Origin of the sequence: Venatoribacter cucullus, assembly GCF_016132445.1 — a bacterium.
GTDB lineage: Bacteria > Pseudomonadota > Gammaproteobacteria > Pseudomonadales > Oceanobacteraceae > Venatoribacter > Venatoribacter cucullus.
This window is the reverse complement of sequence record NZ_CP046056.1, coordinates 520,721-541,361: the sequence shown is the minus strand read 5'-3', so window position 1 is coordinate 541,361 and position 20,641 is coordinate 520,721. Positions and strand designations below refer to the sequence as shown.

21 protein-coding genes are annotated in these 20,641 nt (G+C 56.5%); 6 read left to right on the top strand and 15 right to left on the bottom strand.

What is annotated here, in order from left to right; all coding sequences use genetic code 11:
- Positions 1–2: 2 nt before the first annotated feature.
- Together speD and GJQ55_RS02750 are read right to left on the bottom strand one after the other, a co-directional pair.
- Entirely contained in the window at positions 3–794 is a 792-nt protein-coding gene (gene speD, locus GJQ55_RS02755) for an adenosylmethionine decarboxylase (protein WP_228345990.1), read from the bottom strand.
- 37 nt (positions 795–831) lie between these two features.
- The gene (locus GJQ55_RS02750) at positions 832–1,254 is read right to left on the bottom strand and encodes an OsmC family protein (protein WP_228345989.1); all 423 of its coding nucleotides are present in this window, start codon (positions 1,252–1,254) and stop codon (positions 832–834) included.
- 182 nt (positions 1,255–1,436) lie between these two features.
- Here GJQ55_RS02750 and crp point away from each other — a divergent pair, with 182 nt between their 5' ends.
- Together crp and GJQ55_RS02740 are read left to right on the top strand one after the other, a co-directional pair.
- Positions 1,437–2,096, top strand: coding sequence for a cAMP-activated global transcriptional regulator CRP (gene crp, locus GJQ55_RS02745; RefSeq protein WP_228345988.1), 660 nt, complete (start codon positions 1,437–1,439; stop codon positions 2,094–2,096).
- A gap of 80 nt (positions 2,097–2,176) precedes the next feature.
- Positions 2,177–3,136 (top strand): DUF3369 domain-containing protein, encoded by a 960-nt coding sequence (locus tag GJQ55_RS02740; protein WP_228345987.1) that lies wholly within the window; start codon positions 2,177–2,179, stop codon positions 3,134–3,136.
- Positions 3,137–3,169: 33 nt separating this feature from the next.
- On the opposite strand, the gene GJQ55_RS02735 is transcribed toward GJQ55_RS02740, so the two are convergent.
- Together GJQ55_RS02735 and rpe are read right to left on the bottom strand one after the other, a co-directional pair.
- Positions 3,170–3,871, bottom strand: a complete 702-nt coding sequence (locus tag GJQ55_RS02735) for a phosphoglycolate phosphatase (RefSeq protein ID WP_228345986.1) — start codon at positions 3,869–3,871, stop codon at positions 3,170–3,172.
- Positions 3,871–4,545, bottom strand: coding sequence for a ribulose-phosphate 3-epimerase (gene rpe, locus GJQ55_RS02730; protein ID WP_228345985.1), 675 nt, complete (start codon positions 4,543–4,545; stop codon positions 3,871–3,873). Before rpe ends, GJQ55_RS02735 begins: the two co-directional genes overlap by 1 nt.
- 129 nt (positions 4,546–4,674) lie before the next feature.
- Here rpe and GJQ55_RS02725 point away from each other — a divergent pair, with 129 nt between their 5' ends.
- Positions 4,675–5,976 (top strand): DUF3530 family protein, encoded by a 1,302-nt coding sequence (locus tag GJQ55_RS02725; protein ID WP_228345984.1) that lies wholly within the window; start codon positions 4,675–4,677, stop codon positions 5,974–5,976.
- A 97-nt stretch (positions 5,977–6,073) separates the two neighbouring features.
- On the opposite strand, the gene trpC is transcribed toward GJQ55_RS02725, so the two are convergent.
- The 5 genes from trpC to GJQ55_RS02700 all read right to left on the bottom strand — a co-directional run bounded on the left by trpC (position 6,074) and on the right by GJQ55_RS02700 (position 10,940).
- On the bottom strand, positions 6,074–6,874 hold the full coding sequence (trpC, locus tag GJQ55_RS02720; protein WP_228345983.1) for an indole-3-glycerol phosphate synthase TrpC: 801 nt from the start codon (positions 6,872–6,874) through the stop codon (positions 6,074–6,076).
- A complete protein-coding gene (gene trpD / locus GJQ55_RS02715; RefSeq protein ID WP_228346741.1) occupies positions 6,871–7,923 on the bottom strand; it encodes an anthranilate phosphoribosyltransferase in 1,053 nt (350 codons plus the stop codon). The genes trpC and trpD overlap by 4 nt, the downstream gene beginning before the upstream one ends.
- A 12-nt stretch (positions 7,924–7,935) precedes the next feature.
- Positions 7,936–8,523 (bottom strand): anthranilate synthase component II, encoded by a 588-nt coding sequence (locus tag GJQ55_RS02710; protein WP_228345982.1) that lies wholly within the window; start codon positions 8,521–8,523, stop codon positions 7,936–7,938.
- Positions 8,524–8,564: 41 nt separating this feature from the next.
- On the bottom strand, positions 8,565–10,049 hold the full coding sequence (trpE, locus tag GJQ55_RS02705; RefSeq protein WP_228345981.1) for an anthranilate synthase component I: 1,485 nt from the start codon (positions 10,047–10,049) through the stop codon (positions 8,565–8,567).
- 219 nt (positions 10,050–10,268) lie between these two features.
- Positions 10,269–10,940 (bottom strand): HAD family hydrolase, encoded by a 672-nt coding sequence (locus GJQ55_RS02700; protein ID WP_228345980.1) that lies wholly within the window; start codon positions 10,938–10,940, stop codon positions 10,269–10,271.
- A gap of 214 nt (positions 10,941–11,154) precedes the next feature.
- Here GJQ55_RS02700 and GJQ55_RS02695 point away from each other — a divergent pair, with 214 nt between their 5' ends.
- Complete coding sequence (locus GJQ55_RS02695; RefSeq protein WP_228345979.1) at positions 11,155–11,499, top strand: HPF/RaiA family ribosome-associated protein; 345 nt, start codon at positions 11,155–11,157, stop codon at positions 11,497–11,499.
- A 75-nt stretch (positions 11,500–11,574) separates the two neighbouring features.
- Here the strand turns inward: GJQ55_RS02695 and GJQ55_RS02690 are convergent, their stop codons facing one another.
- From GJQ55_RS02690 to bioB, 6 genes are all read right to left on the bottom strand, one after another.
- Entirely contained in the window at positions 11,575–12,162 is a 588-nt protein-coding gene (locus GJQ55_RS02690) for a TetR/AcrR family transcriptional regulator (protein WP_228345978.1), read from the bottom strand.
- Between the two features lie 216 nt (positions 12,163–12,378).
- Positions 12,379–14,172, bottom strand: coding sequence for an acyl-CoA dehydrogenase C-terminal domain-containing protein (locus GJQ55_RS02685; RefSeq protein ID WP_228345977.1), 1,794 nt, complete (start codon positions 14,170–14,172; stop codon positions 12,379–12,381).
- A gap of 170 nt (positions 14,173–14,342) precedes the next feature.
- Positions 14,343–16,148: an acyl-CoA dehydrogenase C-terminal domain-containing protein gene (locus GJQ55_RS02680; protein ID WP_228345976.1), complete on the bottom strand. Its 1,806-nt coding sequence runs from the start codon at positions 16,146–16,148 to the stop codon at positions 14,343–14,345.
- A 409-nt stretch (positions 16,149–16,557) separates the two neighbouring features.
- Positions 16,558–17,412 (bottom strand): putative metalloprotease CJM1_0395 family protein, encoded by an 855-nt coding sequence (locus tag GJQ55_RS02675; RefSeq protein WP_228345975.1) that lies wholly within the window; start codon positions 17,410–17,412, stop codon positions 16,558–16,560.
- Between the two features lie 17 nt (positions 17,413–17,429).
- Complete coding sequence (locus GJQ55_RS02670) at positions 17,430–17,681, bottom strand: hypothetical protein (protein WP_228345974.1); 252 nt, start codon at positions 17,679–17,681, stop codon at positions 17,430–17,432.
- 115 nt (positions 17,682–17,796) lie between these two features.
- Positions 17,797–18,786 carry a biotin synthase BioB gene (gene bioB / locus GJQ55_RS02665; protein WP_228345973.1) on the bottom strand — a complete coding sequence of 330 codons (990 nt, stop codon included), beginning with the start codon at positions 18,784–18,786 and terminating at the stop codon, positions 17,797–17,799.
- A gap of 55 nt (positions 18,787–18,841) precedes the next feature.
- Here bioB and GJQ55_RS02660 point away from each other — a divergent pair, with 55 nt between their 5' ends.
- Positions 18,842–19,609, top strand: coding sequence for a ComF family protein (locus GJQ55_RS02660; RefSeq protein ID WP_228345972.1), 768 nt, complete (start codon positions 18,842–18,844; stop codon positions 19,607–19,609).
- Between the two features lie 24 nt (positions 19,610–19,633).
- The gene (locus tag GJQ55_RS02655; protein WP_228345971.1) at positions 19,634–20,635 is read left to right on the top strand and encodes a serine/threonine protein kinase; all 1,002 of its coding nucleotides are present in this window, start codon (positions 19,634–19,636) and stop codon (positions 20,633–20,635) included.
- Positions 20,636–20,641: the final 6 nt, after the last annotated feature.

The following is a 20,641-nucleotide window of genomic DNA, read 5'->3' as shown; positions in this document are numbered from 1 at the left end:
CCTTACGGCATATTGCGGGAGTAGAAGATTTCCAGCATTTCTTTGCGCAGCTTGGCTTCCACAGCGGCGCGCTCAGCAGCGTCCATGGTTTTTACGCCTTCACCGAACAGGTAGTTATCCAGCTCAAAATCCTTCAGCAGCATTTTGGTGTGGAAGGTATTTTCCTGATACACGTTCACGTCAATCATCTGATAGGCGTTACGGGTATCGTCACTCAGGTAGTTCTGAATGGAATTGATCTTGTGGTCGATGTAATGCTTCACACCATCGACATCGCGGGTAAAGCCGCGCACCCGGTAATCCACCGTGACGATGTCAGAATCAAAGCTGTGAATCAGGTAGTTCAGTGCTTTCAGCGGTGAAATCAGACCGCAGGTGGACACATCGATGTCGGCGCGGAAGGTGGAAATGCCACCGTGCGGATGGCTTTCCGGATAGGTGTGTACGGTAACGTGGCTTTTATCCAGATGCGCCACCACGGTATCGCGCAGCGGACCGGGTTTTTCCTGCATCAGATCTTCACTGGGCGGCACTTCGTGCTCGGCCACCAGAATGGTGACGCTGGCGCCCTGCGGATCATAGTCCTGGCGGGCCACATTCAGAATGTTGGCGCCAATAATATCCACTACATCGGTCAGAATTTTGGTCAGACGATCAGCGTTATACAGCTCGTCGATGTACTCAATGTATTCCTGCCGCTCTTTATCTGTATTGGTGTAACAGATGTCGTAAATATTGAAGCTCAGGGTTTTAGTCAGATTGTTAAAGCCATGCAGCCGCAACTTGTTATTCAATAGCCTATCCTCACCTTAACGGAGCGCCTGCTCCGGCTTATTCAAATTCGGTTACTGTGAAGCTGTGGGTAATTTCCACCCCGCCCTGCTCCAGCATAATGGATGCCGAACAGTATTTTTCGGCGGACAACTTCACCGCCCGCTCCACGGCAGCTTCTTTCAGGTTGCGCCCGGTCACCCGGAAATGTACATGGATTTTGGTAAACACACTGGGCACCGCATCGGCGCGCTCGGCTTCAATTTCGGCCACACAATCCTGCACATCCAGACGCTGCTTGCGCAGAATGCTCATCACATCAAAACTGGTGCAGCCACCCAGGCCCAGCAACAGCATTTCCATCGGCCGAATGCCCATATTGCGCCCACCATGGTCGGCGGGGCCGTCCATGACCACTGCATGGCCACTGCCTGACTCGCCGAGAAACATGGCGTTATCGACCCATTTTACTGTCGCTTTCATGGTTGCTTGTGCCTCCGGCGCCTTAAAAGCCGCGAAGATTACCACAGCGGGGTGGGTGGCGTGAATTCAACCACGACCAAAATTGTCCATTCGCGCCGGCATAAACTATGCTTGCACAGCGGTTCACCTGAACCCCTGAATCGGTAATAATCACTGCGTTATCAGCACCGGATGCCCGAATTATGAGCCTGCCCCGCTTACCCTCCAAACATCAGCACCTGGACGACTTTTTGTCCCACTGCCACCGTCGCCGTTATCCGGCCCGGGCCACGCTGATCTATGCCGGCGAAGAAAGCGATACTCTGTACTACCTCATCAAAGGCTCGGTGTCGGTCATTATCGAAGACGAAGATGGCCGTGAAATGATCATGGCCTATCTGAATGACGGTGATTTTTTCGGTGAGATGGGGCTGTTCGATGAGCAATACAAAGAACGCACCGCCTGGGTAAAAGCCAAAACCGAATGCGAAGTGGCTGAAATCAGTTACGCCAAGTTCCAGGAACTGGTCAAACTGGAGCCCAGCCTGCTGTTCCATATTTTCCGGCAGATGGCCACCCGCTTAAGCCGCACCACCCGCAAAGCCGGCGACCTGGCGTTTCTGGATGTTACCGGCCGCGTGGCCGGAACCTTGCTGGAACTGTGCCGCGAACCCGACGCCATGACCCACCCCGACGGCATGCAGATTAAAATTACCCGCCAGGAAATCGGCCGCATTGTCGGCTGCTCCCGCGAGATGGTCGGCCGCGTACTGAAAGAACTGGAAGAACAGGGGCTGGTGTCGGTGAAAGGCAAAACCATGGTGGTTTACGGCACCCGCCCGACGGCACCGGCACGGTTGTAAACCGGCCGGGTTGGCCAGCATTCCTGCCACGCCCCGCTCTGGGGTAGACTGGTTTTCCACACGGAACGATGGAGCCGGCTATGTCTGATGATTTTCTGTTTGCCGATGATGACCAGCCCGATCAGCACACCACTGCTGTGCCGGCGGCGGTCTGGCGTATTCTGATTGCCGATGACGAACCCGACGTTCACCGCATCACCCGTATGGTGCTGGCGGGCTTTCAGTTCGATGGCCGGCGGCTGGAGCTGCTCAGCGCCTACAGCGGTGCCGAAGCGCAGCAGATCATGGAAGCCAACAGCGATATCGCCATGATCCTGCTCGATGTGGTGATGGAAGACGAACACGCCGGCCTGAATGTGGTGCGCTATATCCGCGAAGAACTGGGCAACCGCTATACCCGCATTGTGCTGCGTACCGGCCAGCCCGGTCAGGCGCCCGAACACGAAGTGATCCGCACCTACGACATTAACGACTACAAAGACAAAACCGAGCTGACCACCACCAAGCTCAATACCCTGATGTACGCCACGCTGCGCAGTTACCGTGATATCTGCACCCTGAACGAACACCGGCATGGTCTGGAACGGGTTATTCTGGCGTCGGCCGAAGTGTTCAGCAGTGGGGCCATTAACCACTTTGCCTCGGCGGTATTAAGCCAGGTCACCAACCTGCTGGGGCTGGAACAAAGCGCGCTGTATTGCTCCAGCATAGAAACGCCGGATGACCAGCATGGCCGCCGTTTCCGGGTACTGGCGGCTACCGGCGAGCTGCAGGAATTCAGTGACCTGCAATCCCTCGATGCCATTCCGCCGCTGGTGCGGGAAGGGTTTGAAAAGGCCATGCAGGAACGCTGCAGCCATTATTACGATGACCATTACATTGGTTATTTCACGTCGCAGCGGGGCAGCGAAAACCTGCTCTATGTGCGTTACAACCAGATGCCCTCAGCGCTGGATAAACAACTGCTGGAACTGTACGCCACCAACGTGGCGATTACCTGGGAGAATCTGCTGATCCGTCAGGATCTGGGCCGTGCATAACCGGCCCGACCGGGCCGGCTGTCAGTGGCCCGCTCAGGCCAGCAACTGCAGCAGATTATCCACCACCCAGTCCGGAGCCGAATCGGCAATATCAGCGCCGTGGTTATAGCCATAGGTTACTGCCGCACAGGCGATGCCGGCCGCTTGGGCGGCCTGCATATCATTACGCGAATCACCAATCATCAGCGCCTGCGCGGGCGCGACCTGTTGCTGTGCACAGGCGTGCAATAACGGCAGCGGTGAGGGTTTCTTTTCCGCCAGATCATCAGCACACAAGACCAGCGCAAATAATTCCAGCCAGCCCAGCGATTCCAGCAACGGCAAGGTAAACAAGCGCGGTTTGTTGGTAATCAACACCATCGGCACACCTGCCTGCTGCAGGTTGTGCAGAAATTCCGCCACCCCCGCATAAGCGCCGGTGGCCTGATGCAGCGCCTGCAGATAAGCCACATCGAACAGTGCCCGCGCCGGTTGCACGTCAGCCGCCGGCAAGGCCTGGGCGGCGGTTTCATCGCCGCGGCACAAAGCCCGGCGGATTAACGCATCGGCACCGTTACCAATCCAGTGGCTGACGTTTTCTGCCCCTGCCAGCGGCCGCTTCAGCCCGGCCAGCATGGCATCCACGGCGGTGGTTAAGTCAGGCACGCTGTCAATTAAGGTACCGTCCAGATCCAGCAGCAACAGTTGCGGACCGGCTGCACCAAAGTGCGCCTGCAGCGCCTGACTCCACAGCATCACTTAACCGCCGCAGCAATTTCCGCGCGCATTTTATCAATCACGGTTTTGTAATCCGGGGCGTTAAAAATGGCCGAACCGGCTACGAACATATCGGCGCCGGCGGCGGCAATTTCGCCAATATTATCGGCCTTTACGCCACCGTCGATTTCCAGCCGGATATTACGGCCGGAGGCGGCAATTTTCGCTTTGGCTTCGCGCAGCTTGTCCAGCGTCCCCGGAATAAAGGACTGGCCACCAAACCCGGGGTTCACCGACATCAGCAGCACCACATCGATTTTATCCATTACATAATCCAGGTAATGCAGCGGCGTGGCCGGGTTAAACACCAGCCCGGCTTTGCAACCGGCGGATTTGATCAGCTGCAGGCTGCGGTCAATGTGCTCAGAGGCTTCCGGATGAAAGGTAATGTAAGTAGCACCGGCTTCAATAAAATCGCCAATGATCCGGTCCACCGGCTTAACCATCAGATGCACATCAATGGGCGCGGTCACGCCGTAGTTACGCAGCGCTTTGCACACCATCGGGCCGATGGTGAGGTTGGGCACATAGTGGTTATCCATTACGTCGAAGTGCACCACATCGGCACCGGCCGCCAGCACCTTATCGACTTCTTCGCCCAGACGGGCAAAATCGGCAGACAGAATGGACGGGGCAATCAGAAAATCGTTCATGGGCGGTTCCGGGCAGGCTGAATATCAGCGGCTATTGTAAGGCCAGCGCCGGGTGAACTCTACCGGGAACGGTTTTTGCTCTGTTCATTACAATATTGCCACCTCAATTTTTTATAACAGGACTCACCCGTGCCCGATTGCCGTTATCTGATGTTCTTAGTGCACCTGCCCCGCTGGTTCGGCGCTGCCCTGCTGTGGCTTAGTCTTGGCGCCGGCCCGCTGCCAGCCTGGGCTGAGGACGCTGAGGCCGAACCTGCCACGGCGGCGGCAGAAGCGGATACGGCAGAAACGGCTGACACTGAAGCTGCCACTGGCGCGGATACAGAGGCGGCAGCCCCCGGCGCTGACAGCGGCAGTGCTTTGCCACCCCGCGTCACGCCCGACCTGCCGCACAACCGCGAGCAAAGCGTTATCCGCCATCTGCAACAGCACCAGCGCCCGCATGAGGCGGTAGCCATGGTGGCCGGGGAAACCGCGTTTACCGGCCTGTTATTGCGCAACCGCAGCCGCAACCCACAGGGCGGAGTGCTGATCCTGCACGATCAGGGACAACACAGCCACTGGCCCGACAGCGCCGGCCCGCTGCGCGAATACCTGCCCGATTACGGCTGGACCACGCTCAGCATCGCCCTGCCCGATGCGCCGCCAGCGACTCTGCCACCGCGCAGCGAACCGCTGCCACCCACTCCGGCCAACGCGGATAGCGAGACGGCGGCAGAAGCAACCGATGCAGCCTCAGACAATGACAACAGCGCGGCGGCTGACACCGCCGCGGAAAACATACCAACGGCTCCTGAGCCTGCCGACAGTAATGGCCTGGCGGGTCCCGGTACTTCTGACAGCAACGCCAGCAACGACAGCGCAACGCTGGTCAGCGATAACGAACCCGCTCTGCCGCGCTTAACCGGCTTACCACCGCTGCCGGAAACCACCACGGCGGCGGAACCTGAGGTGCCAGCACCCTCTGCGGCCGACCATTACCGCGAGCAAATGCTGCAACGCATCAGCGCCGGAGTAAGCCAGCTGCAGAGTATGGGGCAGATGAACCTGGTGATTGTGGCCCACGGCCACAGCGCCGCCTGGGCCATTGCCTGGCTGCAGCAACAGCAACCGGCCGCGGCCAATGGCGAAGAGGAAGGCTATGCCCTGGTCTTGATTGATGCGCTGGAAAACAGCTATGCGCCGCTGCGTTTGCAGGATGCCCTCAGCGGCCTGCAATTACCGCTGCTGGATTTACTGACGCCCTATAACCGCAACAGCGAATTTACCAACCGCGAACGCGCCGGCCGTATGCACAGCCAACAGCGCGAGGCGTATCAGCAGATCCGCATACCGGCGTTAAGCCTGCGGGCCGATTATGCCAATACAGTGACGCGCCGGGTGCGGGGCTGGTTAAAAACGAATGCGGCGGGAAGGGAATTGGAAGGGTGATTTTTTTCGTTCAAGGTTAAGCGTTCAGGGTTCAGCGAGCACCGGATATATTCCACGCAGCGCGCCGAACGCCCAACCCAGAACCCTCAACTGATTACTAAAAAAACAACTTCTGCAATTCCGCGCCCGGTTCTTCTGCACGCATAAAGGCTTCGCCGACCAGAAACGCATTCACATTGCGGGCGCGCATCGCGGCCACATCGTCGCGGCTTAAAATTCCGCTTTCGGTCACAAGCAATTTACCCGCCGGCACCTGCGGTAATAAACCAAAGGTGGTTTCCAGGGTTAATTCAAAGGTATGCAGGTTGCGGTTATTAATGCCCAGCAGCGGCGTTTTCAGGGTCAATGCTGTATGCAGTTCGGCTTCGTCATGCACTTCCACCAGCACATCCATGCCCAGTTCATGGGCAATGCCTTCCAGGTCCTGCAGCTGCATTTTGCTCAGTGCCGCGACAATTAACAGCACACAGTCGGCGTTAATGCTGCGGGCTTCGTAAATCTGATACGGATCGACCAGAAAATCTTTGCGGATCACCGGCAGCGAACAGGCGGCGCGCGCCTGCTGCAGAAAATCTTCATGACCCTGGAAATAATCATGGTCGGTCAGTACCGACAAACAGGCGGCACCGCCCTGTTCATAGGATTGCGCAATATCCTGCGGCACAAAATGCTCGCGCAGCACGCCTTTGGACGGCGAAGCTTTTTTAATTTCGGCAATCACCGCCGGTAAACCAGCATCCACTTTGGCCTGCATAGAACGATAAAAACCGCGCAATGCTGCCGGGTCCATATCCAGCGCGCGGGCTTTTAATTCCGCCAACGGCAAGGTCTTGCTGCGGCTGGCAACTTCCTGCGCTTTGGTATCAATAATTTTTTTCAGAATGGTCGGCGTATTCATGCGTTATTGGCTTCGTCTGCATTCAGGTAATGGGTAAAGCGCACCAGCTCGTTCATTTTTTCCAGCGCCAGGCCGGAATAAATAGCGTCTTCGGCCATGGCCACGCCGTCTTTCAGATTTTGCGCTAAGCCCGCCACATAAATGGCGGCGCCGGCGTTCAGGGCCAGAATATCAGCGGCTTTTTTGCCGTTGTCGGTTTCGCGTTTGCCCAGTGCGTCTTTCACCAGCGCCACGCTGTCGGCGGCGCTGTCAACTTCCAGCCCGGTTAACACTTGCGGGGTAATGCCCAAGTCCTGCGGTTTAATAATAAATTCGCGCAGCTCGCCATTCTTTAATTCGCAGGCGTAAGTGTCGGTGGCCAGGCTGATTTCATCCAGCCCGTCTTTGGAATGCACCACCAGCACATGGCCGCTGTTCAGGCGCTGCAACACTTCCGCCAATGGCCGCACCAGCGCTTTGCTGAACACGCCCAGCACCTGATTCGGCACCCCGGCCGGATTGGTCATGGGACCTAAAATATTAAAAATGGTACGCAACCCCAGCGCTTTGCGCGGGCCAATGGCGTATTTCATGGCGCTGTGGTGGGACGGGGCAAACATAAAGCCCACACCCAATTCATTAATACAGCGCGCGACCTGCTGCGGGGTTAAATTTAAATTTACGCCCAGCGCTTCAATAAAATCGGCGCTGCCGGATTTGGACGACACACCGCGGTTGCCATGCTTGGCCACCACGCCACCGGCTGCGGCCACAATAAAGGACGACGCCGAGGAAATATTAAATAAATTAGCACCATCGCCGCCGGTACCCACAATATCCACCGCGTGCGGGTCATTGATTTTTACCCCGGTGGCCAGCTCACGCATTACGGTAACCGCACCGACAATTTCGTCGATGCTTTCACTCTTCATGCGCAGGGCCACCAGAAACGCACCAATCTGCGCGTCATCACACTGGCCCGTCATAATCTGGCGCATTACTGCAATCATTTCGTCGGTGGATAAATCCTGACGTTCCACTACTCGTGCCAGGGCGGTTTTCATATCGATAGCGGTCATGGCTTAATCCTTTTTCATCGTCAGGAAGTTACGCAGCAGGTCGTGGCCATGCTCGGTAAGAATGGATTCCGGGTGAAACTGCACCCCTTCAATGGGCAGTTCACGATGCCGTACACCCATAATTTCTTCCATGCTGCCATCCGGATTTTCGGTCCAGGCAGTAATTTCCAGACAGTCAGGTAACTGCTGTTTATCAATTACCAGCGAGTGGTAACGGGTGGCGTTGTACGGGTTTTTCAGGCCGGCAAATACACCGGTATTGGCATGATGAATGGCGGAGATTTTGCCGTGCATCACCTGACCGGCGCGGATAATGTTGCCGCCGAACACCTGGCCAATACTCTGATGGCCCAAACAAATGCCTAAAATGGGTAATTTACCGGCAAAGTAACGGATGGCTGCCATGGAAATTCCCGCTTCATTCGGCGTACAGGGGCCGGGGGAAATAACCAGGTGATCCGGATTTAACGCTTCAATTTCCTGTACGGTAATTTCATCGTTACGGAACACGCGCACATCGGCGCCCAACTCGGCAAAATACTGCACAATGTTGTAGGTAAACGAATCGTAGTTATCAATCATAACGAGCATTGTGTGACTCCTGCGGTGCCGCGCACCGGTTGATTCTGTGGTTATTGATCCAGTCCGGCTTCCGCCATGGCCACGGCACGGAACATTGCCCGGCCCTTGTTCATGGTTTCTTTCCATTCCAGTCGCGGCACAGAATCCGCCACCACCCCGGCACCTGCCTGAATATTCAGCATGCCGTCTTTAATCACTGCAGTACGGATCGCAATGGCGGTATCCATATTGCCGTTCCAGCTTAAATAACCCACCGCGCCGCCATATACGCCGCGTTTGGTCGATTCAAATTCATCAATAATTTCCATGGCGCGGATTTTCGGCGCCCCGCTTAAGGTACCGGCCGGGTGCACCGCACGCAGCACGTCCATGGCACCGATACCGTCTTTTACTTTGCCGGTAACATTGGAAACGATGTGCATGACGTGGGAATAGCGCTCCACCACCATCTGGTCGGTTACCTGCACCGTGCCGGTCTGGGCAATGCGGCCAACGTCATTTCGGCCCAGATCAATCAGCATTAAATGCTCGGCAATTTCTTTCGGGTCGGACAATAATTCCTGCTCCAGCGCCTGGTCTTCTTCTGCGGTGGCACCCCGGTAACGGGTACCGGCAATGGGGCGCACCGTTACTTCACCCTCTTCCAGCCGCGCCAGAATTTCCGGTGAAGAACCGACCACGTGGAAATTATCCAGGTGCATGCAATACATATAAGGCGAGGGATTTAAGGTGCGCAGCGCGCGGTAAATATTCACCGGATCACCGCCGTACGGCACCTGCATACGCTGGGAAATAACGCACTGCATAATGTCACCGGCCAGTACGTATTCTTTAATGCTGTCGACCGCCTGCATAAAGGGTTGCTCACCAAACAGCGAACGGAAATCGTCTTCCTGCACCGCTTTGGCCGCCGCCAGTGGCTGCCCGACGCTGCCGGTGTAGGGCTGGCGTAATTGCTGGCGCAGGGTTTCCAGCCGTTGTTCGGCCTTAACCAGCGCATCCGGCTGCGCCGGGTCGGCCAGCACAATTAAATGCAGCTTGCCGCTTAAGTTATCAAACACCACCACTTCTTCTGACACCATCAGCACAATATCCGGCGTGCCCAGATGGTCGGGCGGGCAAGACTCTTTCAGCCGTGGTTCGATATAGCGGATGGTGTCGTAACCGAAATACCCCACCAGGCCGCCGTTGAATTTCGGCAGTCCATCCAGTTGCGGTACGCGGTAACGCTGCTGAAATTCACTCACATACGCCAGCGGGTCAGCCACCTGCTGTTCTTCCACCAGCTGGCCATCACGGTGCAGGCGCACGGTGTAACCCGTTACGCTCAGCACTTCGCGGGCGGGTAAGCCGATCATGGAATAACGGCCCCATTTTTCGCCGCCCTGCACAGATTCCAGCAGGTAGGTAAAAGGCGCATTGGCCAGTTTCAGATAAGTGGTCAGCGGCGTATCAAGATCGGCCAGTACCTGACGGGTAACGGGAATACGGTTAAAACCCTGCTCAGTCAGAGCAGCAAATTGTTGCGGAGTCATAACGAACCTTTGGCAAATAAACAGCGATTAAGCGCACATAACGGGGCCGGGAGGCCGGAAAGGAAAAACGGCTGCGCTTAACACCATCGACGGGTCAGATGCTGGCCTTGTTGCTGGAGGCGTTCATAGTGGAAAAACACCGCAGGCTCCATGACTGTTCAGAAAAAAGATGAACCGAACTATAACGGCCCCGGCAGCGCCGGGCAAGCGCCGGGCGGCTCAGTCAGTGCGCCAGTCCAGGCAGGGCCAGTTATGTTCGGCAGCGGCGGTACGCAGCTGCGGATTGGGGTTCAGCACCACCGGCTGTGCCACCCGCTGCAACAGCGGCAGATCGGCATGGCTGTCGGTGTAGAACACGGCGTCTTTAAAGTTTAAACCGCGTTCCTGCAAAAACTGCTGCGCCAGTTCCACCTTACCAGGGCCATAACACAACGGGCGTTCCAGCCCGGTAATCTGCTCACCCTGCAGCCGCAAGCGGTTGCTGATAACGTGCTGAATGCCCAGCGCCCGCGCATAGGCCTGCGCCACCACATCGTCGGCACCGGTAATCATCACCACTTCACTGCCCTGGCGCTGGTAGGCAAATAACAGTGACGCCGCCTGCGGGTATATATGTAACTGGCCGCGTTCGCGGAAAAAAGCATCCACCCGGGTACGGTATTCGCTGAGGGTCATTCCCCGGGTACGGGTGCGGTAATAGTTGGACAGCCGCCAATGCGTTACCCGGCCTTTTTTATAGGCCCGGTACAACGAGGCCAGTGCCAGCAAGGCTTCGACAATGGCCCAGCGCTCACGTTTGGCACGCCAGCGAATCCACAGGCTGCTGGCATCCTTGTTGATCAGGGTGTCGTCGAGATCAAAAAACACCACCGGCAGGTTATACACGCGCATCAGCGATTCCGTGGCTGAAGTTGAAGACGGCCAGATTAGCACAGCGGTGCGCATGGCCCAATGTCAGTCAGCGCACTAAAAACACTGTTGACGAACATTGACCTGTGGGGGCTTGTTCCCGCTGTCAGCTGGTGTAGGCTGATAAAGCCAACCCTGAAAAGACTGCTGGGTACTGATGCCCGGCGGTTCAGGTCAACCATGATAAGGAGCGACTATGAAAGGTTTGGAAATCAGCTTCCGTGATGTCGGTCATTCTGACGCCGTCGAACAACACATCCGCGAAAAAGCCGGCAAACTCACCACCACCTTTGACGATATTATCGGCATCCGCGCCGTGGTGGCCATGCCGCATAATCACAGCTACAAAGGCAAACTGGCGCATGTATCGCTGGAAATCGGCCTGCCCGGTCAGACCGTGGCCATTACCCGCGACCAGCACGATCAGCACGAGCATGAGGATATGTATCTGGCGGTTTCAGACGCCTTCGACAAAGCCACCCGCAAGATCAAACAGATTCACGACAAACGTACCGATAAGGCCCGCCGCGCCGGCGCCTGATCTTTGCGGGGAATAAAAAAACAGGAGGCTGCGGCCTCCTGTTTTGTTTCTGCGGTTCCAGTGTCCGGACCAGGCTCAGAGCTTACCGCTCAGCAACACCTGCAATAAGCCCGGCCGCACCAGGTTGGCGTACAGCGAACCCATCTCTTTGGCGTCCACCGGAAAGTCGTCTTTAATCCAGCGCACAATCACCATAAAAGACGCGCCAGCCAGAAAATCGACCACATAGGGCAGCAGGCTGGTATCCCGCACCGGCACTTTGTGGGCGCTGATAAAGCGTTGCATGATGCGGTCAACGTAGCGTTTAAACTCGCTCAGCATCAGCGCTTCAATATCGTCTTTGACCAATAACCGCGCAATGTCGGCACGCTCTGACCACTGCCGGAACATAATTTCCGCAATAATCGGATCGGCGTCCGGGGTACTGGTAAGGTATTCGTCCACCTGCTCATAAAACTGCAGAAACATGCTTTCGATGTAACCGCGCAGCAGGTCATCTTTACTGCGGTAATGCAGATAAAAGGTCGGCCGCGCCACCCCGGAATGCTCGCAGATGTGCGCCACCGATATTTTCCGGTACGGCTGCTGCTGCATTAATTCCAGCAAGGCGGTCATCAGCTGGCGGCGGGAACGCTCAACGCGCTTATCCAGTTCTTTGCTCATGAGGTTCTACCTGTCCGTGGAAGGCTCTGTGCTTAGGGGGGGTATTCAGTGTGCCAGAGTCTGTTGGCGGAGCATTATAGACAAACGTCTGTTTTCGCCAAGCCACTCTGGCGGCCAGTATTGCGGGCGGTTGCCGGCAAACAGGCACAAAAAAGCCGCCCGCAGGCGGCTTTCTGGTCAGCAACCTGATCGGTTGCTGACGTTGTCTGTTACTGCTTAGGCAGTTTCAAACATTTCTTCTTCCAGCTCGAACAGCGGCTCTGCGCCACCTTTAACGGCTGCACTCAGACCGATGTAACGCGGCAGCAGACGCTTCATAAAGAAGCGGGCAGTGCCCACTTTGGCTTTGTAGAAAGCTTCTTCGCCGGTTTTCGGCAGCGCAATGGCAGCCATTTTCGCCCACATGTAAGCCAGAGCGGTCAGACCGAATACGTGCAGGTATTCAACCGAAGACGCACCGATTTCATTCGGGTTGTTCTTGGCCTGATCCATTACCCACTGGGTCAGATCGTTCAGGTTTTCCAGCGCGGCTTTCAGCGGCTCAATGAATTCCGCCATGGCTTCGTTGCCCGCCTGAGTGGCGATAAAGGCATTGATGTCGGCTTCAAACAGCTTGTAGAACGCGCCATTGTTGCCGGCAATCTTACGGCCGATCAGGTCGAGTGCCTGAATACCGTTGGTACCTTCGTAGATCTGAGTGATACGGATATCACGCACATACTGCTCCTGGCCCCATTCGCGGATAAAGCCGTGACCACCGAACACCTGCTGACCGGCAATAGCGGATTCCAGCGCGTTGTCGGTCAGCAGCGCTTTCGCTACCGGAGTCAGCAGGGCCAGCATGGCATCGGCGTGCTGCTGATCTTCGCTGTTATCACTGAACTTGGCGATATCCAGCCACTTGGCCACATAAGTAGAGAACGCACGGCCACCTTCGTTGAAGGCACGCATGGTCATCAGCATACGGCGCACGTCCGGATGCACAATGATCGGGTCAGCCACTTTGTCTTTGGCCACGGCACCGGTCGGGGCACGGCTCTGCAGACGCTCGCGGGCATAAGCCACGGCGTTCTGGTAAGAGGCTTCGGCAGCACCGACACCCTGAATACCTACGCCCAGACGCTCGTAGTTCATCATGGTGAACATACAGGCCAGACCTTTGTTTTCTTCACCGACCAGCCAGCCTTTGGCGCCGTCGAAGTTCATCACACAGGTGGCAGAACCTTTGATACCCATTTTGTGTTCAATGGAACCACAGCCCATGGCGTTACGCTCGCCCAGGGAACCGTCTTCGTTAACCAGGAACTTCGGTACCAGGAACAGAGAAATGCCTTTCGGGCCAGCCGGTGCATCCGGCAGCTTGGCCAGCACCAGGTGGATGATGTTCTCCGCCATGTCGTGCTCACCCCAGGTAATAAAGATCTTGGTACCTGAAATGTTGTAAGAACCATCAGCCTGCGGTTCGGCTTTGGTGCGGATAATGCCCAGGTCAGTACCGGCGTGCGGCTCAGTCAGATCCATGGCACCGGCCCAGACGCCGGAGTACATGTTCGGCAGATATTTTTCTTTCAGTTCCTGTGAACCGTGGTAATTCAGGGACAGACAGGCACCGGCGGTCAGCATCGGCGCCAGGCCGAAGGACATATTGGCGCCCTGCACCATTTCTTCAACCTGGCCGACCAGGGTTTTCGGCATGCCCATGCCACCGAAATCCGGGTTACCACCCAGACCGTTCAGACCGGCTTCTACATAGGTCTGGTAGGCTTCTTTGAAACCCGGAGCAGCGGTTACTTCGCCGTCTTTCCAGGTGGAACCGACTTCGTCACCATTGCGGTTCAGCGGCGCCAGAACCTCGCTGGCGATCTGGCCGCAGGTTTCCAGAATGGCTTCGGCTGTTTCAGTGTCGACGGCGCCCTGTAAGCCTGCCAGTGAAGCCCAGAGTTTGTCGGCTTCAAAAACTTCGTTCAGGACAAAGCGCATGTCGCGCAATGGAGCTTTATAGTCTGCCATGTTTCACCTCATGTTTGATTAGGCATTCCGCCACCCGGCAACGGCATACCAGAACCGGGGGCAAAAAACGCCGCTATTTTACTTACTATGGCCATAATGCCCAGCCCGAAAAGCAAAAAACCGCGCAAATGCGCGGTTTTTTGGTCACTTATTGATCTGTTTGGAACAAATCAGAACGCAAAGTGAGCTTCTTCCAGGTCCATCACAGTGTCAGCACCGGCCAGCATAGAGGCTGCGTGAGCCTTGGTACGCGGCAGAACGCGGGCAAAGTAGAACTTGGCAGTAGCCAGTTTGGCTTTGTAGTAGTCTTCTTCAGAAGTACCGTTAGCCAGTGCTTCCTGAGCCACCTTGGCCATCTGCGCCCACAGGTAAGCCAGCGTCACGTAGCCAGAGTACATCAGGTAGTCTACAGAAGCAGAACCGACTTCTTCACGGTTCTTCATCGCGGCCATACCAATCTTCATGGTCAGGTCGCCCCACTCTTTGTTCAGTTCGGCCAGCGGCTTCACCAGGTGTGCCAGTTCAGCGTTGGCTTCTTCAGCCTGGCAGAACTTGTGTACCAGCTTGGTGAAGTTACGCAGGGAAGCACCCTGAGTCATCAGCACTTTACGGCCCAGCAGGTCGAGTGCCTGAATACCGGTAGTACCTTCATAGATACAGGCAATCTTGGTGTCACGCACCAGCTGTTCCATGCCCCACTCAGCGATAAAGCCGTGACCACCGAATACCTGTACACCTAGGTTAGTGGCTTCGTAACCAACTTCGGTCAGGAAGGCTTTGGCAATCGGAGTCAGGAAGCCCAGCATTTCATCAGCGGCTTTACGCGCTTCTTCGTCTTCAGACTTCTTAACAATGTCGTTCTGCTGTGCAGTCAGGTATACCAGCGCACGGCCACCTTCAGCGAAGGCTTTCTGCGTCAGCAGCATACGACGGACATCCGGGTGCACGATGATCGGGTCAGCGGCTTTTTCCGGCGCTTTCGGGCCAGTTAAAGAACGCATGGCCAGACGGTCTTTGGCGTACGCCAGAGCGCCCTGGTAAGAGGCTTCAGCGGCAGTAGAACCCTGCAGCGCGGTACCGATACGGGCGGTGTTCATAAAGGTGAACATGCAGTTCAGACCTTTGTTTTCCGGTCCGATCAGCCAGCCTTTGGCGCCGTCGAAGTTCATTACGCAGGTGGCGTTACCGTGGATACCCATTTTGTGTTCGATAGAACCACAGATCAGGCTGTTGCGCTCACCCGGAGTACCGTCTTCGTTCGGCAGGAACTTCGGCACGATGAACAGAGAGATACCCTTGGTACCTTCCGGAGCACCCGGCAGACGGGCCAGTACGATGTGGACGATGTTATCGGCCATGTCGTGTTCACCGGCAGAGATGAAGATTTTACTGCCAGTAATGGCATAAGAACCGTCAGCGTTCGGCTCGGCTTTGGTTTTCAGGATACCCAGGTCAGAACCGCAATGGGATTCGGTCAGACACATGGTACCGGTCCACTCACCAGACACCAGCTTGCTCAGGTAGATGTGTTTCTGTTCGTCAGTACCGTGCAGTTCGATGGTGTTCATCGCGCCGTGGGACAGACCCGGGTACATACCCCAGGACCAGTTGGAAGAACCCACCATTTCAGACATAACAATGCCCAGAGATTCCGGCAGACCCTGACCACCGTGGTCAACTTCATGAGCCAGTGACGGCCAGCCGCCTTCTACGAACTGCTTGTACGCTTCTTTAAAACCGGTCGGAGTGGTTACAGAACCATCTTCATGACGGGTACAGCCTTCGATGTCACCCACGCGGTTCAGCGGAGACAGCACGTTTTCACAGAACTTGGCGCCTTCGTTGATGATGGCATCAACCATGTCAGGAGTAGCGACGTCTGCATAAGCCGGGATGCTGGCATAGTGAGCCGGCATATCCAGCAGTTCGTCCATTACGAATTTAATTTCACGCAGGGGAGCCTTGTAAGCTGGCATAGGAATGACCTCGTTGCCTGTTATGTTCTTGCAGCAGAGCTGCGTTGAGTTATGGACGGACTACACCGTCAATTCAAACAAGTGTTTGAAACATACGTTTGTGGCTGAAGGATGTCAAGAGGGGGAATGTTTGAATGGGAGACGCATGAACGGGAGACGGGAGACGGGAGACGCTCGCTGCGATGGAGGCCGGACGGAAGATACTCGACACACTGGATCGGAGATGCTCGCTACGCTGGAAGCCGGACGCGGTGTTGCTCTGGACGCTGGACTGTAGGAGCGGCATTTTTGCCGCGATGCCCGCTGGCGGCGGGCCAATTACCATAAACACTGTACAGGCGGGTTTAACTACCCGATTCGCGGCAAAAATGCCGCTCCTACACTCGTTCAGCCGCTTGTTCAGCAAGCATCAAACAACATCATCCAGAATCTGACCCGCTGTTACCGGGGCCGGGACAGTGATTTCCAGCAGGTATTCATTAATACGGCGCATCTTGGCGTTGTACTCCGCCATTTGCTCGGCCGCACTCACCTGTTGTTCTTCCTGTTCTTTTTCGTCCGCTTTTTTCTGCTCTTTGCGCGCCGCTTCCAGCTCTTCACGGGTTGCCGCCGCAGCTTGCTCGCGGGCTTCGGTTTCCGCTACCCGGCGGTCCTGACGTTCCTGAGCAATCTCAGCCATCGCCTGGGCGGCTACCTGACCGGCCTGCGCCGCTACCTGACGATCCTGCGAAGAAGGCTCAGCCGGTGCCAGTGCCGCCCGTTGCACCAGCTGCATTTTATCCAGCGTCGCCTGCGGGTCGTTGGGCACCTTGCTCATATCGATCTGCACTTCGCCACCCACGGCATAGCGCACACCATCCGGGCCTTGCTGATAGGTATAAGTAGCGCCGCCTGCTAACTGGCCACCCACGGCCGCATGCGCCTGCTCATGGGCACGCACTTCCTGATCGCGTTGTTTTAATTCGCGCACCAGTTCCAGCTCGGCTTCTTCCTGCTGCTGTTGTCGTTGTTGCCGGGGCGCAGAAGATTCTGCCGTTTCAGCAGCCGGCGAAGACGCAGAAGAAGAGCGGTTACGGGAAGGATTTTCGTAGGTATCGGCCACCGGACGGGGGCCGTTCTGTACAGAAGCGCTGTAACTGACGCCTTCAACCGGAGCCAGTACGGTGGACTGTGCCGATTCACCCTGCTTACCCAACAGCACAGCCGCAGCGCCGGCAACCGGCACTGCACTGCTCACACTGTTAGATAAAGGCTGAACCTGCATAACTCACCTCAGAAAGCTCAGGCAGTGGTATTAATTAAAGTGCCCAGCTGCTTGTCGGCAGCGTCCATAACCTTGCCACCGGCCTGCACCAGCAGTTCACCGCGCTTAAGGTCGGTCATGGATTCTGCCAGCTTGCCCGGCGCTTCGGTCGGGCGCTCAGTGGTGGCATCGGCAACATCCTGAGCCGCACGGCGTACCTGTGTGGTGCCCTGATCGATGGCATAAGTGGCCGACGTAAAGGCCGAACCGGCGGTTGATCCGATATTCATAAACACCTCCCCAAAGGGATGGTTGGTGGATTAATGGTTACTGCACATAATTTAAACAACAACCATCTGTTATTTCCACCACCCGACCGGCGCTGATTAGACTGTTTTGTTATATTCAAACGGCCGTCGCATCATAAAATAACGGTTGTTCAGCATTAATACCCAATTGCGCAAAAAGTCTCTGATCACGCTGCCGTTCCGGGTTGGGCGTGGTCAACAGGCAATCACCCACAAACAAGGAATTGGCACCGGCCAGGAAACACAGCGCCTGGGTTTCATCGCTCATTTGCTCACGGCCGGCACTCAGCCGCAACCAGGAAGCCGGCATCAGAATCCGTGCCGTGGCAACCAGACGGACAAACTCCAGCGGCGACAAAGGTTCGGCATCGGCCAGTGGTGTCCCCGGCACCGCGACCAACTGATTCAGCGGTACCGAGTCAGGGTGGCGGGGCATATTGGCCAGCTGTTGTAATAAGCCAATACGGTCGGATGGCTGCTCACCCATGCCAACAATGCCGCCACTGCAAACCTTCATGCCAGACTCACGCACATGCTGCAGTGTTTGCAGGCGTTGGGCATAGCTGCGGGTAGTAATAATCTCGCCATAGTATTCCGGCGAGGTATCCAGATTGTGGTTGTAGTAATCCAGCCCGGCCGCAGCCAGCTGCTGCGCCTGTGTATCACTGAGCATTCCCAGCGTCATACAGGTTTCCAGCCCCAGCGCCTTTACCTCCTGCACCATGGCCAGCAACGCGGGCATATCACGCTGATGCGGCGAGCTGAATGCCGCCCCCATACAAAAGCGCTCTGCACCGGAAGCTTTGGCGGCCCGGGCTTTTTCTACCACGGCCGCCACCTGCATTAATTTTTCCCGGCTCAACCCGGTATGGTAGTGCGCACTTTGCGGGCAATAGGCGCAGTCTTCCGGGCAAGCCCCGGTTTTAATCGACAATAACGTACTCACCTGTACCCGATTGGGCGAGAAATACTGCCGGTGAACCTGCTGCGCCTGCCATAACAGATCCGCAAAGGGTTGCTTCATAATCTGGTCAATTTCATCCCGCCGCCAGTCATGGCGAAATCCATTATCAGTCTGTTGGCGCATAGTTTTACCTCAGAAACGGCTTAATATTGCCCGGCATCAGCCCAGGGAGTGCGCCATGATAAAAACCAATGGATACTGGTCAACCGTCAAGAATTTTTTGGTTTACAAGCTATCGGAAGTTGCTCACTGGTTTACCCAACAAGCCGAATGCGAGCTGTGCTTTGCCCCCGCCGGCCCGGCCGGATTCCTCTGTCCGGCCTGTTTTGCTGACCTGCCAATGGCCCGTGCCGCCTGTTCACAATGTGCCGAACCCTTGTCACAACCGGGCCGCTGCCAACATTGCCTGCAACAACCGCCGGCGTTCGACTATGCCTTTGCCGCCTATTTATACCGGGCACCGGTCAGCCTGTGGCTGCAGCAATACAAAGACCAGCGCCAGCTGCGCTGGCTGCCGCGCCTGAGCTGGTTAATGCGGCAACAGATGCCAGCAGAAGACATTATTAACCGCATCGATGCCATTGCCTTTGTGCCCTCGGCGCGGGGCAAACTGCTGCGCCGGGGGTTTAACCCCGCCGGTTTGCTGGCCCGCAATATGGCCAAAGCGATGCACAAACCACTGCTCAGCAATGCCTTACAGCGCCACTACCAACCGGGCACAACCGAACAGGATCAGCGCGGTTTAAACCGCCGCCAGCGCCGCCAAAACCAGCAACGCAGCCTGCACGCCGGCCAACTGCCGTTACAAGGGCAGCATATTTTATTAATAGAAGATGTGATCACCACCGGCGCCACCGCCGATGCCGCCGCGCGGGCGTTGAAACAACAGGGCGCCGCCATTGTTGGCCTGTGGGCGCTGGCGAGAACGCCACCCAAAGGGTCATAATGCGCGCCAACATCAGGAGGCCGTATGACCGACACCGATTCTGCCCAGCAACACCCATACAGCCTGCTCAGCCAGGACAAAGTGATGGACGCGGTCGAAAGCCTGGGGTTTTACTGCGATGCCCGCGTATTACCGTTAAACAGTTACGAAAACCGCGTGTATCAGGTGGGCATTGAAGACCAGCAGCCCATCATCGCCAAGTTCTACCGGCCCAACCGCTGGAGCCGTGCCTGCATTCAGGAAGAACTGGATTTTTTACTGGAACTGCAACAGGAAGACCTGCCAGTGGTCGCCCCGCTGGTTATTAATGGCAACAGCCTGTTTGAGCACAGCGGTTTTTACTTTGCCCTGTTTCCACGCCGCGGCGGCCAGGCACCGGAACTGAGCAACGACGACGATCTGGAACTGCTGGGCCGCTGGCTGGCGCGCCTGCATCAGGCCGGCGCCCACAAGAACTTTCAGCACCGGCCCGTAATGCAGGGGCCGGCTGACCTACAGCTGGCGCAACAGCAGGTGCTGGCCTCTGGTCTGCTGCCCGACGATTACCGTCATAACTACCAAAGCCTGACCGATGACCTGATTAAGCTGGTACAGCAACGCTGGCAGGAAACGCCGACGCAATCGTTACGTCTGCACGGCGACCTGCACACCGGCAACCTGCTGCTGCGCGATGAAGTGCTGTACATGGTGGACTTTGACGACTGCCTGCAGGGCCCGGCCATGCAGGATATCTGGATGCTGTTAAGTGGCAGCCGGGCGGAACAACAGCAGCAGTTAATGGTCATTCAGGAAGGTTATGAAATGTTCCGGCCGCTGCCGGTGCACGAACTGCCGCTTATTGAGTCACTGCGCACCTTACGCTTAATGAAATACGCGGCCTGGTTATGTACCCGCTGGCAGGACCCGGCCTTTCCGGCGGCCTTTCCGTGGTTTGGCAGCCATCGTTTCTGGTCGGAACACATTCTGGCGCTGCGCGAACAAACCGCCGCGCTGCAGGAACCGCCGTTAAGTCTGTACCCCTATTAAACAATC